The sequence below is a fragment of the Pseudoalteromonas sp. SR45-1 genome (assembly GCF_014163655.1).
Classification (GTDB): Bacteria; Pseudomonadota; Gammaproteobacteria; order Enterobacterales; family Alteromonadaceae; genus Pseudoalteromonas; species Pseudoalteromonas distincta.
Genome location: NZ_JACJDR010000024.1, coordinates 1 through 13,090, shown reverse-complemented (window position 1 = coordinate 13,090; position 13,090 = coordinate 1). Strand labels below are relative to the sequence as shown.

Here is a 13,090-nt window from a genome sequence, read left to right as displayed (position 1 = left end):
TGACCCTATTTAATTTGGTTGATACTACTCAGCCTGAATTTACTAATAATAAAAGCGACAAGCTAAATGCAATTTCGTACCATCATAAAAATTCTTGGCCAACTTGTTGCGCTGTTTAGTATTACCATGGTGCCTCCGGCACTGGTGTCTTTAATATACAAAGACGGTGGTGGTGTTCCTTTTGTTTTAGCATTTATCTTTAGTGTTGTTATTGGCATGATGGCTTATTACCCAAACCGCCATGAAAACGGTGATTTAAAAGCACGTGAAGGCTTTTTAATTGTTGTTTTGTTTTGGCTGGTACTTGGGGCGTTTGCGTCCTTGCCGCTTATCTTTTTACAAGAACCTAACTTATCGCTCGCCGATGCGGTATTTGAAGCATTTTCTGGCTTAACAACCACCGGCGCTACGGTGCTTACCGGTATTGAGTATTTACCCAAGTCGGTATTGTTTTATCGCCAGCAACTCCAGTGGTTTGGCGGTATGGGTATAATCGTACTCGCTGTTGCTATACTCCCAATGCTAGGTGTTGGTGGTATGCAGTTGTACCGCGCTGAAATACCAGGGCCTGTAAAAGATTCTAAAATGACCCCGCGAATTGCCGATACTGCAAAGCACCTTTGGTATATTTATGTGTCGTTGACTATTACTTGTATGCTGGCTTATTGGGCTGCGGGAATGGAGTGGTTTGATGCTATATGCCATGCATTCTCAACGGTGGCGATAGGTGGTTTTTCTACTTACGACGCCTCCATGGGGCACTTTGACAGCCCTGTAATTAACTTTATTTGTGTGTTCTTTTTAATTATTGCCGCTGTTAACTTCTCCCTGCATTACGCCGCAGTGGCGAGCCGAAATATACAAGTTTATATTAGAGACCCAGAGTTTAAGGTGTTTTTGTGTATTCAATTAGCGCTGGTGGTTATTTGTTTTACCGTACTTTCCTCTAACGAAATATTTGCTAATGGCGATGAAACCCTCGATCAGGCGTTATTTCAAGCTGTTTCAATGAGTACAACAGCAGGCTTTGCTACTGATAACTTTTCAACATGGCCTTTGTTTTTACCTATTTTACTTATATTTTCGAGCTTTATTGGTGGCTGTGCAGGCTCTACCGGTGGTGGTATGAAAGTAGTGCGCGTATTTTTACTTTATTTGCAGGGCGTGCGTGAGCTCAATCGTTTAGTGCACCCACGGGCTATATATTCAATCAAGCTGGGTCGTAAGGCGTTGCCAGACAAAGTAGTAGAAGCCGTGTGGGGATTTTTCTCTGCATATGCGCTTGTATTTATTATTATCATGTTAGCGCTTATGGGCACGGGTATGGATAACATAACTGCGTTCTCAGCCACTGCGGCTTGTTTAAATAACTTAGGGCCTGGCTTAGGAGATGTAGCGTCGCATTATGGTGCTATAACCGATGGTGCTAAATGGTTGCTTACTATTGCAATGGTGTTTGGTCGCCTAGAAATATTTACTTTATTAGTGTTATTTACACCTACTTTTTGGCGTGGATAAACGAGCGGCTTAAGTTTTAAATTACAAAATATTGGAAAAAGGGATATGCCAACAAATTTAGAAAAGCTAAAGCATATAGGTGTAGGCAGTTTAGTTGACCTAGAAATATTAACACCTACAAGCAGTAAGCGTGTTAAAACTGAATTAGTTGGTTTACTCGATAAACAGTTTATTATTTTAAATTATCCCAATGCTAAGCGTTTACCTGCAGCGAGTGACTATTTACGTGATGGTGTAATGGTTGTTGTAAGAGCACTGATTGAAGGCAGTGGCGGGCAAGTTATTGCGTTTCGCCAGCAAATTATGTCAGTAGCCTCTCATCCCGCTAAACTCGTCTTTATTAATTTTCCTAAGCAAGTGCAGCTATTTGCGCTACGCTCGCAAACACGCATACCTACCTTGTTACCTGCAAAGCTAAAACTAAGTGACGATAGAGTGCTTGAAGGCCTTATTAAAGACATTTCACTCACTGGTGTAATGTTTGATATTAGAGGCGATCAGCAAGCTGAAGGTATTAAAGATATGCAATGCACTGTCGTACTCAATAGTAGTGATAAAGATTTTGAAGGTGAAATTTGCAGTGTTAAAGAGCATGTCGCAGGTGTGCACTGCGGAATTAAGCTACTAGCAAGCGAGGATGAAATGAAAACCTTTATGAAAGAGCATTTTATAGACCCATCTGCGCTTGAGCCCACCGTTGACTAAATCGTTTTTCGCTTATTTGCAACAAAATGTCGTTTTACGTGAGTATTTATAAAGTGTTTTTTTGTTTTTATATAATTAAAAATATTATTCAGATAAAACAATGTTTTACGTATTTTTTGTTATGGCTTGTTTTTTGTTGTTATAGCTACTTCGTTAAAATTAACCTTAATTATTTTTTAAAATCCCTCCTTTTATAGCTCTACATTTTAAAATGTATCTTTTTATATAAACATAACTAGTTGTTTTTAATGACTTTAGTTTTTCACCTCTAAAGCGTGTTGCGAAAAGGCAACAGTAATGACTCTGAAAATTCCTACTTATTGTATGTTTTGTTTTTAACTTGTTGAAAGTTAATGGCTTTTCAATGTTGGCATTTAAGTTGTAATAGTCAGGGTGTACTGAACGAAATCGTGATTCAAAGTGAAACACTTAATCGCACACACATAAATTTGAAGGATACATATTATGAAAAGCATTAATAAAACTTTAGCACTTATCGCTATTGCATCTTCTTCAGCCGCTTTTGCAGCAACAGATTTTGACACACTTGATGTAGACGGCAGTGGCACAATTAGCCAAGCAGAAGCATCAGTAGACGCAAAATTAATGAGCATGTTTTCTGAGCTTGATACTGACCAAAATGGTGAGTTATCAAAAGAAGAATTTTCAGAAGCTTAATTAAAAAGTATTTATCCTGAGTTGCCAAAGACAACCTAAGTAGGCAAGGGAGCTTACGAAAGAGGATAACAAGGAAGTGAAAAATTACGTTTTAAGTTAAACGAAGCAATTTTTTTGATAGAACATTGAAGGATTAAGTTATGAAACATTTAAATAAAGCATTAGCACTTATAGTACTAGCATCTTCTTCAGCTGCATTTGCAGCATCAGATTTTGACAGCCTTGATATCGATGGTAGCGGCACAATTAGCCCAAGTGAAGCGGCTGTCGATACCGATTTAATGGCTGAATTTATTGAGCTAGATACCGACGGTAGCGGCGAGCTTTCTAAAGAAGAATTCGCTAATTACTAATCTTTTTTCAGATTAAACATTTTTCACAGTCAGGGATCTTTGAAAAGGACTTCCCATATTACTAGGAATATTATTATGAAAACATTCAATACAACACTTGCAGTTATCGTTTTAGCATCTTCATCAGCAGCATATGCTGCAGTAGATTTTGCCTCTTTTGATGCAGATGGCGACGGTGCGATTACAATGGAAGAAGCGAAGGTTAACCCTCAGCTTGTAAAGATTTTTGATGATTTAGATACTGATGGAAATGGTGAAATCTCTAAAGAAGAGTTTTCAAAGGTACAGTAATCAATATTCGAAGATACTCCACTAAAGCCGCCTTAGTCAGCGGCTTTTTTGTATTTTAAATTAACTAATTAGCGTAACTAGTTAAAGGAATATAGCACTTACTTGGAATAGTTTTTCTACAACGGTAATATGTTTTTTGTCGATTAAAAACATGATGACATGATCGCCCGACATAATAATTGTATCATCGTGGGCTATCAGTACATCGTCATTACGTACTATTGCGCCAATAGTTGTACCCGCAGGAAGTTTTATGTCGGCAATCGCACGACCAACCACTTTAGATGTGCTTTCATCACCATGAGCTACCGCTTCTATGGCTTCTGCTGCGCCTTTACGCAGTGAATACACGTTAACAATATCACCACGGCGTACGTGCGTTAATAACGCTGATATAGTTGCTTGTTGTGGCGATATGGCAATGTCTATTTCGCCGCCTTGTACCAAATCAACGTAAGCTCCACGCTGGATAAGCACCATGGTTTTTTGTGCGCCCATACGTTTTGCAAGCATAGCCGACATAATGTTTGCTTCATCGTCATTGGTTACGGCAATAAACACATCTACTTGTTCAATATGCTCTTCTGAGAGCAGTTCTTGATCAGATGCGTCACCACAAAAAACGACCGTGTTATCGAGCATTTCTGAGAGTTGCTCAGCACGTTCTTTACTGCGTTCAATTAGTTTAACGGTGTGGTTTTTTTCAAGTGAGCGGGCAAGGCCTGCCCCAATGTTACCGCCACCAGCTATCATAATTTTTTTGTACGAACGCTCAAGTTTTTGTAGCTCGTTCATTACTGCGCGTATATGTTTTGTAGCGGCAATAAAGAATACTTCGTCATCGGCTTCAATAACGGTGGTACCCAATGGTTTTATTGCTTTACCTTGACGATAAATAGCGGCAACACGAGTTTCTACATTAGGAATATGTTCTTTAAGTGCAGATAACGCATAACCTACAAGTAAACCGCCATAGTAAGCTTTTACGGCTACTAACGAGAGCATGCCATCAGCAAACTGCAATACTTGCAGAGCACCAGGGTAGTCAATTAAACGGCGAATATACTTAGTGACCAGTGCTTCGGGAGCAATGTAATGATCGATTGGTAAATCATCGTTTTGAAAAAGTTTTTCGCGGTATTTTAAGTATTGCTCTGAGCGAATACGAGCAATTTTAGTAGGCGTTTTAAAAATACTGTATGCCACTTGGCATGCAACCATGTTCACTTCATCTGAACTGGTTACCGCTATAATCATGTCGGCATCTTCAGCACCTGCGCGGCGTAATACATCAGGATGCGCGCTGTGGCCCATAACCCCTTGTAAGTCGTACTTATCTTGAAGTTCACGTAATCGGTTACCGTCTATATCAACAACGGTAATTTCGTTTTGTTCGCCAACTAAGTTTTCAGCAAGCGTAGCACCAACTTGCCCGGCACCGAGTATAATTATTTTCATTATTTACCCGTGGTATTGATCATAATTTAATTAAAAAAATAGCCATTTAATGTTTCATAAATGGCTAACTATTTAGTGTACGGCTATTAGGCTTTTTTAACTAGCTTAGCGTAATAAAATCCATCACTTTCACCGGGCAGTAACTGCAAACCTGGCGTTGTTACGGTATCGTTTTCGTGTAGAGGTATATGTTCTACATCATCGTTATTAGCTAAAAACTTAGCAACTTGCTGTTGGTTTTCTTGTGGAAGAACTGAACACGTAGCATATACCAATGTGCCACCTGGTTTTAACAGTGGCCAAATGCTATCAAGAATATCGCTTTGTAACTTGGCTAAGTCTTCGATATCTGATGCGCGACGTAACCATTTTATGTCAGGGTGACGGCGAATTACGCCAGTGGCCGAACAAGGCACATCAAGTAAAATACGATCAAATAATTTTTCATCCCACCAGGTATGTGGTTGCGATGCATCGCCACATTGTAGGTCTGCACCTAAGCCAATACGAGTTAAGTTTTGCTTAACACGTTCAAGGCGAGTTGAGTCGCTATCAAGTGCAAGTACATCAGCATCAGCAAGCTCTAAAATATGACATGTTTTACCGCCAGGGGCTGCGCAGGCATCCAAAATATAGTCGTCTGCTTTAGGTTCTAAAAAGCGGGCTGCCAACTGTGCTGCAGCATCTTGTACTGAACATGCACCTGTATCAAACTCAGGTAACGAAAATACATCACGTGGTTTGGTAAGCTTAATCCCATCAATAAAATCAGGGTTTAAGGTGTGTTCAATATCGTTAGCGCTGAGCATGTCACTGTATTCTTGCGTGCTAAATTGGGCTTGATTGACACGAAGCCACATTGGCGCTTGTTGCTGGTTTTCTTCAAGTAGTGCTTCCCAGCTATCTGGGTAGGCTGTTTGCACCTGTTTAATAAACCAATTTGGATGGTTGTATAAACATACCGGAATAAGCTTCGCTTTTTCTTCAAGCTCAGCTTGTTGACGCTGAAAGCTACGTAAAATGGCGTTTATCAGTCCTTTTAATCCTAAAGCGCGTAGTTGAGCCAGTGCGTTAACCGTTTCTGAAATGGCAGCATGAGGTGGTACGCGCATATGCTGCAGTTGATAAATACCTACGTATAATAAAAACTGAAATATTCTACGTTTACCTTTTAATGGCTGCTCTACTAAGTGTTGGCAGTAATTTTCAAGGCTTGGTAAGTAGCGTAAAACGCCATAACAAATTTGCTGTAGCAACGCTTTATCTTTAGGCGGCAAGCCTTGGCTTGCAAATGGAAGTTCTTGATTAAGCGATGCGCCTTTATCAACTACGTTATATAAAGTTTCAGCGGCAAGCGCTCGTACGTTTGGAACATTACTCATTGTTTTCGCCTAATATTGTGCCAGGAGTAACCCAGTCACTACGACCATTTAAAAAGTCGTTAATTGCCATTGGTTTTTTACCTTGCGGCTGTAATTGCGTAATACATAAAGCGTGTTCGCCACACGCCACTACTACGCCATTTTTGTCGCTTGATAAAATTTGCCCAGGATCACCTGATTGCAGCATAACCTGCGCTTGATGAATCTTTACTGTTTGCCCACCCATTTGGGTAAAGCACATTGGCCACGGGTTAAAAGAGCGAATGTTTCGCTCGATTTGAAGCGCACTCAAGGACCAGTCGATATTAGCTTCCTCTTTAGAAAGCTTTTTAGCGTAGTTAGCAAGTTCATCGTTTTGAGGTTCAGGGGTGATCTCACCATTAGCTAATTTATTAATGGTTTCAATTAACGCATCTGGACCTAGCTCAGCAAGCTTTGTATATAAGCTTGCGCTAGTTTCTGTTGTGCTAATAGGGCAGCGGCTTATATGTAGCATATCGCCGGTATCTAGCCCTTCATCCATTTGCATTATTGTTACGCCGGTTTGTTCATCACCTGCCCAAATTGCGCGTTGAATAGGTGCAGCACCGCGCCAGCGCGGTAATATAGAGCCATGCACATTTAAACAACCTAAACGTGGCGCTTCTAAAATAGCTTTAGGTAAAATTAAGCCATATGCTACAACAATCATAATGTCGGCATTTAAGCTTGTTAGCTCAGCTAGTGCTTCATCATTTTTTAATGACTGTGGCTGAAAAACCGGTAAGTTGTGCTCAAGCGCTAGCTCTTTCACTTCACTGGCTTTTAATTTTTTACCACGACCTGCAGGGCGATCTGGCTGGCTATATACACCCACTATTTGGTGTTCGCTTTGTATCAGCGCTTGTAAATGACGTGCGGCAAAGTCCGGCGTACCGGCAAATATAATGCGTAATGGTTGAGTCACTGAGTTTTCCTAAGGTGCTTATTACTGTTCTGCAAACTTGGCTTCTTTTTCAAGCTTTTTACGAATACGTTGGCGCTTTAATGGAGATAAGTAATCAATGAATAGCTTACCTTGAAGGTGATCTAGTTCATGTTGAATACAAATAGCCAATAATTCATCTGCATCTAATACAAATTCTTCACCGTTTTCGTTAAGTGCAGCGACTGTTACTGTTTCTGCGCGATCTACTTTTGCATACGAGTTAGGTACTGATAAACAGCCTTCTTCGCTAACGGTAGAGCCGTCTTTTTTTATGATTTGTGGATTAATTAATACCAGTGGCTCATTACGCTCTTCTGATACATCAATAACAACGATTCGTTGATGAATATCTACTTGCGTGGCCGCAAGACCAATGCCATTTTCATCGTACATTGTCTCTAGCATGTCTTTTACAATTTGGCGTACTGTGTCATCAACTTGTACAACATCTTTTGCTACAGTACGTAAACGTTCATCTGGAAATCTTAAAACTTCTAACCTAGCCATAGTTACCTTTTTCACTTGTGCTTAATTTAGGGTATTGTATGCTCTTATTTTAGCCATTCGCGTTCACCTTTAACAGGTTTTGGGCAATAATAATGAAAAAACAATACAAGGAAGCTCGATGAAATCTCCACTACTTGCAATCATGCTTACGTTAAGCGCTGCGTTTCCCGCAGTTGCTGATGTACTTAAAATAAAAAAAGACGCACCAAAACAGTATGTTGTAAAAAAAGGCGATACACTTTGGGATATTTCTGGCATCTATTTAGATGAGCCTTGGCTATGGCCTGAACTTTGGCAAATGAATCCACAAATTGACAACCCACACCTAATTTACCCCGGTGATGCATTAGCGTTGATATACGATGCAGATGGAAACCCACGTTTAGTGATAAATAAAGGATATAGAAAGCTATCTCCTCAGGGTCGTATTACACCAAAAGGGCGTGATGCTATTACTACTTTGCCGCTTGAAATGATCAAACCTTATATCAGTTACGAGCAAGCAATGAACAGTGACGATATTAAAGGCAAACCTTATATTTTAGGTGCAAACGAAAATACTAAAACACAAACGCTAGGCCATATTTTATATGTTAAAGGCGACTTACAAGTACATAAAGCATATGCTATTTACCATAAAGGTGACCCCTACACTGATTTAACCGGTGAAGTGTTAGCAACGCGTGCATCTTACGTGGGTATAGCACGTGCTTTTAGAGCGGGCGATGAGAAAAATGGCGTGCCTTCGTCATTACGCGTTGAGTCTGTTAAACGAGAAATTCAGCAAGGTGATTTTTTAATGCCGGCAATGGAAGGCCAAATGCTTCCTGCGTACTTTGATATACACCGTCCTTCAGAACCTGTAACAGGTAATATTATTGCTTCACCACGCGAAGTTAGAGAATTCAGCACAATGGATGTTGTGGTGCTAAACTTAGGCAGTGAACAAAATATAGAAGCGGGTCATGTATTAGATCTAGAGCGTCAATCACCAACGGTTATTGATGGTCCTCGTGGCCCTCGTTATCCAGAAGATTCTAGTAAATATGAGAAGCTTTTATCTGATGTGAGCCAATTATTTGGTGATGAGTCTGACGAACAAAACACAACGTGGACCATGCCTAAAGAAAAAGTTGGTGAGCTAATTGTCTTTAAAGTGTATGACAAAGTAAGTTATGCATTAATAACTAAAAACCAGCACCCAATTCGCATTGGAGATATTGCAGTTATTCATTAAGAAGTAGCGAGTCGGTGCTCTAGGAGAGAGCATGGATCAGTCATCTGGCAAGCTAGCCCACTGGCTTGCCTTTTATATGTGTAAAGGGTTGGGTATAAAAACCCTTTTAGCACTATCTACAAACTATTCCCTTGGGTCGTTATTCGACTTATCTCATGACAAGCTTTTACAGCTTGGGTTAACCGCTAATCAAGCGAGTAATTTACTCAACACCAATTGGCAACAAGTCAGTCATTATGAGCAATTAATAGCGCTGAACAACATTACTGTTGTCTGTATTTTTGATGCGCTTTACCCAGAAGATCTCCGGCAGATTGCCAGTGCGCCTTTATTACTATTTTGCAGGGGAGATGTCTCGTTATTATCAACTCCACAAATTGCAATTGTTGGCAGTCGTAATGCTACACCTACCGGGCTTGAAATAGCCTCAGAATTTGCATACGAGTTAACTTTGGCGGGTATTACGGTTACTTCAGGTATGGCGCGGGGAATAGATGGTGCAGCACACAAAGGCTCTCTTGCTGGTACGGGGAAAACCATAGCGGTGCTTGGTACTGGGGTTGATATTTACTACCCCAAACGCCATAAACTATTAACAGACCAAGTTTTAGAAAGCGGTTTGCTGGTGAGTGAGTTTTTACCAGGCACAGCTGCTCATGCGCACAACTTTCCGCGCCGTAATCGTATTATTTCTGGGTTATCGTTAGGAGTGCTTATTGTTGAGGCTGAAATTAAAAGTGGTTCGTTAATTACAGTACGCTATGCGCTTGAACAAAATAAAGAGGTATTTGCAGTACCGGGTTCTATTAAAAACCCGTTAGCGCAGGCAAGTCACTTTTTAATAAAGCAAGGTGCTAAGCTGGTAGAAAACGTGGCTGACATTCTTGATGAGGTGAGTTTTACTTACGACAATAATGTATTTAATAAAGAGCAGCCGATTCAAGCCAATTCTCAATGTGAGGTTTTAAATAGTATTGGCTTTGAAGTAACCAGTGTAGATGACATTGTGCGTCGTGCGCAGTGGCCAATAGATAAAGTACTCAGTAGGTTGCTCGATTTAGAATTAGACGATCAGATTGAGCGAGTGTTAGATGGTTACATCAAGTTAAGCGCAGGAAGGTAATATGTTTGATATTCTTTTGTATCTTTTTGAAAATTACATTCATAGCGAAGCGGATATATTTGCAGAGCAAAATGAGTTAACCGATGAGCTACTGCGTGCGGGCTTTAATAAGCCTGAGATATTTAAAGCTCTTGATTGGTTAGAGCAACTAGCCGATTTACAACACAGCGATGAGTCTCCTTATCTTATTGCTAACCCTAAAGATGCTGTGCGTATATTTACCGATAGTGAATGCCAAAGGCTCAGCGCTGAGTGTCGTGGCTTTTTAATGTTTATTGAACAAATAGGCGTAATTAACAATGTAACACGTGAAATGGTAATGGACTGTTTAGCCTCTCTCGATAAACCAACTATAAGCCTAGAAGACTTAAAGTGGATTGTACTTATGATCTTGTTTAACGTTCCTGGCTCTGAAGAGGCATATGAGCAAATGGAAGATTTGATATTTGATGAACCCAGCGAACTTCTTCATTAGGGATAATTATCTTAATTGTACTCAAATTACTTAAAAGGATAAGCACGGCATTGCTTGTATCTTTAAGTGGTTTGGGTATATTAGGCGAAAATTCACCAACCTATTAGGATCACCATGAGTAAAATCGACCATTCGCTTTTCTCGGCGAACAAGCACGCCCTCGAAAAAGAATACGAGATATGCCCACAGTGTGGTTCAGAGTTAGTGATCCGCAATAGTAAATCAGGCCCTTTTTTAGGATGCGCAAGTTATCCCAAATGCGACTTTATTAGGCCGCTGGCACATCACGACAGTAACGAAATCAAAATATTAGAAGATTCTGCATGTCCTGAGTGTAGCAAACCGCTGGTGGTTAAAAATGGCCGCTATGGTATGTTTATTGGGTGTACGGGTTATCCAGAGTGTCATTATATTGCTAACGAAAATGAAGAAAAGCAAAGCGAAGATACTTTGCCTAGTTGCCCTAAATGCAAAAAAGGTCATTTAGTCGCGCGCAGTAATAAGTTTGGTAAAGTATTTTATTCTTGTGATTGCTACCCAAGTTGTAAATACACGCTTAATAATAAACCGGTTGAACATCCGTGTCCTGAATGTGACTGGCCTATCGTCATAGAAAGAAATATGGCAAACGGCATATTATTGCAATGCCCACAAAAAAGCTGCATGCATAAGCTCACCCCAACTGAATAACGTTTAATTATATCTGGAGACTACTTTGTCAGACCTTTCAAATACGCCCACTGCAATAACATGCTTAACGCAAGGCGAAGTTATTTTATACCCAACAGAAGCTGTATATGGTTTAGGTTGTGATCCAGATAATCAACAAGCCGTTGAGGCACTATTAGCTATTAAGCAGCGCCCGGTTGAAAAAGGGCTTATTTTAATCGCTGATAACTACGGACAATTATTAAAATACGTAGATGATGCAAAAATACCAATGGATAAACGCGCTGATATTTTTTCGAGTTGGCCTGCTGCAATTACATGGGTTATGCCTGCATCTAAAAATACGCCTAAATGGCTCACAGGGCAGTTTGATACCATCGCGGTAAGAGTAACAAACCATCCAACAGTAAAGCGTTTGTGCCAAGAGTTTGGCAAGCCATTAGTATCAACCAGTGCAAACTTAACCGGTCAAGAAACGGTAATTAGTATTGAGCAAGCCAAAGCGCAATTTGCAGAACAAGTTGGCTTTTACGTTGACGAGCCGTTAGGTGGTAATACTCAACCAAGCACAATAAAAGACGCCATGACTGGCAAAATATTTAGAGGTTAATATGCAAAGCGAATTATTATATCAAGTAAAAGCATACTTTATGGCTTTGCAAGACACTATTTGCCAAGGTTTGGAGGCTGCAGATGGCAGTGCTAAATTTATAGAAGATAACTGGCAGCGAGCAGAAGGCGGTGGTGGTCGTACACGCGTAACCACTAACGGCACTGTAATAGAGCAAGGCGGAGTTAATTACTCTCATGTATTTGGCGCTTCAATGCCTGGTTCGGCAACAGCGCACAGACCAGAGCTTGCAGGGCGCAGCTTTCATGCGTGTGGTGTGTCGTTAGTTATTCACCCTAAAAACCCTCATGTACCAACAAGTCATGCCAATGTGCGCTTTTTTATAGCCGAAAAAGAAGGCGAAGAGCCAATATGGTGGTTTGGTGGCGGGTTTGATCTCACTCCTTTTTATCCAGTATTAGAAGACGTACAACATTGGCATCAAGTTGCTCACGACATTTGTGCGCCTTTTGGCAGCGACGTTTATCCAAAATACAAAACCTGGTGCGACGAGTACTTTTATTTAAAGCACAGAGATGAGACTCGCGGAGTAGGCGGTTTATTCTTTGACGATTTAAACGAACTTGGTTTTGAAAAGAGTTTTGCGTTTATGCAATCGGTGGGTAATGGATTTTTAGATGCCTATTTACCTATTATTGAACGTCGCAAAAATGACGAATACACAGAGCAACAACGTGATTTTCAGCTTTATCGTCGCGGGCGCTACGTTGAGTTTAATTTAGTATGGGATAGGGGCACTTTATTTGGATTACAAAGTGGCGGGCGCACTGAGTCTATATTAATGTCTATGCCACCACTTGCACGCTGGGAATATAACTATAAACCAGAGCCAAGTAGCCCAGAAGCTAACCTATATAAGTATTACTTACGCCCGCAAGAGTGGTTAACGAGTCAACCAAGTGAGCTGATAGCCAGAGAGTGGCAATTATAAAAATTAAACAATAATCAAAAAGGCGCTAATTAGCTGTCTTTTGATCACAAGTCTGACTCAAGAGATTTTGCTAAATCGTAGCCTTCCAGGATGGCTTGTAACTTAAGCCATCCTTGCCATAACACTTTCACAGATGCACGCCCTGTGCGCTTGGTATCTTTCCAG

15 protein-coding genes are annotated in these 13,090 nt (G+C 40.5%); 11 read left to right on the top strand and 4 right to left on the bottom strand.

Translation table 11 applies throughout. The features are described 5' to 3' along the window. The first annotated feature begins 66 nt into the window (after nt 1-66). From H5089_RS18790 to H5089_RS18770, 5 genes are all read left to right on the top strand, one after another. Nucleotides 67-1,518: a TrkH family potassium uptake protein gene (locus tag H5089_RS18790; RefSeq protein ID WP_004335179.1), complete on the top strand. Its 1,452-nt coding sequence runs from the start codon at nt 67-69 to the stop codon at nt 1,516-1,518. A 45-nt stretch (nt 1,519-1,563) separates the two neighbouring features. After that, the gene (locus H5089_RS18785) at nt 1,564-2,223 is read left to right on the top strand and encodes a flagellar brake protein (protein ID WP_024597190.1); all 660 of its coding nucleotides are present in this window, start codon (nt 1,564-1,566) and stop codon (nt 2,221-2,223) included. Between the two features lie 465 nt (nt 2,224-2,688). Continuing rightward, on the top strand, nt 2,689-2,901 hold the full coding sequence (locus tag H5089_RS18780; RefSeq protein WP_004335175.1) for an EF-hand domain-containing protein: 213 nt from the start codon (nt 2,689-2,691) through the stop codon (nt 2,899-2,901). A 140-nt stretch (nt 2,902-3,041) separates the two neighbouring features. After that, nucleotides 3,042-3,254: a calmodulin gene (locus H5089_RS18775; protein ID WP_004335174.1), complete on the top strand. Its 213-nt coding sequence runs from the start codon at nt 3,042-3,044 to the stop codon at nt 3,252-3,254. 75 nt (nt 3,255-3,329) lie between these two features. Next, the gene (locus tag H5089_RS18770; protein WP_024597191.1) at nt 3,330-3,545 is read left to right on the top strand and encodes an EF-hand domain-containing protein; all 216 of its coding nucleotides are present in this window, start codon (nt 3,330-3,332) and stop codon (nt 3,543-3,545) included. Between the two features lie 81 nt (nt 3,546-3,626). On the opposite strand, the gene trkA is transcribed toward H5089_RS18770, so the two are convergent. From trkA to def, 4 genes are all read right to left on the bottom strand, one after another. Next, nucleotides 3,627-5,003, bottom strand: a complete 1,377-nt coding sequence (gene trkA / locus H5089_RS18765) for a Trk system potassium transporter TrkA (RefSeq protein ID WP_154904167.1) — start codon at nt 5,001-5,003, stop codon at nt 3,627-3,629. A gap of 86 nt (nt 5,004-5,089) precedes the next feature. Next, nucleotides 5,090-6,385, bottom strand: a complete 1,296-nt coding sequence (gene rsmB / locus H5089_RS18760; RefSeq protein WP_182712869.1) for a 16S rRNA (cytosine(967)-C(5))-methyltransferase RsmB — start codon at nt 6,383-6,385, stop codon at nt 5,090-5,092. Continuing rightward, entirely contained in the window at nt 6,378-7,331 is a 954-nt protein-coding gene (gene fmt / locus H5089_RS18755; protein WP_024594985.1) for a methionyl-tRNA formyltransferase, read from the bottom strand. The genes rsmB and fmt overlap by 8 nt, the downstream gene beginning before the upstream one ends. 21 nt (nt 7,332-7,352) lie before the next feature. Further along, nucleotides 7,353-7,859: a peptide deformylase gene (def, locus tag H5089_RS18750; protein ID WP_004335162.1), complete on the bottom strand. Its 507-nt coding sequence runs from the start codon at nt 7,857-7,859 to the stop codon at nt 7,353-7,355. Nucleotides 7,860-7,977: 118 nt separating this feature from the next. On the opposite strand from def, the gene H5089_RS18745 reads away from it, so the two are divergent. From H5089_RS18745 to hemF, 6 genes are all read left to right on the top strand, one after another. Then, entirely contained in the window at nt 7,978-9,096 is a 1,119-nt protein-coding gene (locus H5089_RS18745) for a LysM peptidoglycan-binding domain-containing protein (RefSeq protein ID WP_004335161.1), read from the top strand. 31 nt (nt 9,097-9,127) lie between these two features. Continuing rightward, nucleotides 9,128-10,219, top strand: a complete 1,092-nt coding sequence (gene dprA / locus H5089_RS18740) for a DNA-processing protein DprA (protein ID WP_024594983.1) — start codon at nt 9,128-9,130, stop codon at nt 10,217-10,219. 1 nt (nt 10,220) lies between these two features. Then, nucleotides 10,221-10,694, top strand: coding sequence for a DUF494 family protein (locus H5089_RS18735; protein ID WP_004335158.1), 474 nt, complete (start codon nt 10,221-10,223; stop codon nt 10,692-10,694). Nucleotides 10,695-10,808: 114 nt separating this feature from the next. Beyond that, entirely contained in the window at nt 10,809-11,384 is a 576-nt protein-coding gene (locus H5089_RS18730; RefSeq protein WP_004335155.1) for a type I DNA topoisomerase, read from the top strand. Nucleotides 11,385-11,409: 25 nt separating this feature from the next. After that, entirely contained in the window at nt 11,410-11,973 is a 564-nt protein-coding gene (locus H5089_RS18725) for an L-threonylcarbamoyladenylate synthase (protein ID WP_004335153.1), read from the top strand. A 1-nt stretch (nt 11,974) separates the two neighbouring features. Continuing rightward, entirely contained in the window at nt 11,975-12,925 is a 951-nt protein-coding gene (hemF, locus tag H5089_RS18720; RefSeq protein ID WP_182712868.1) for an oxygen-dependent coproporphyrinogen oxidase, read from the top strand. The last annotated feature ends 165 nt before the right edge of the window (nt 12,926-13,090 follow it).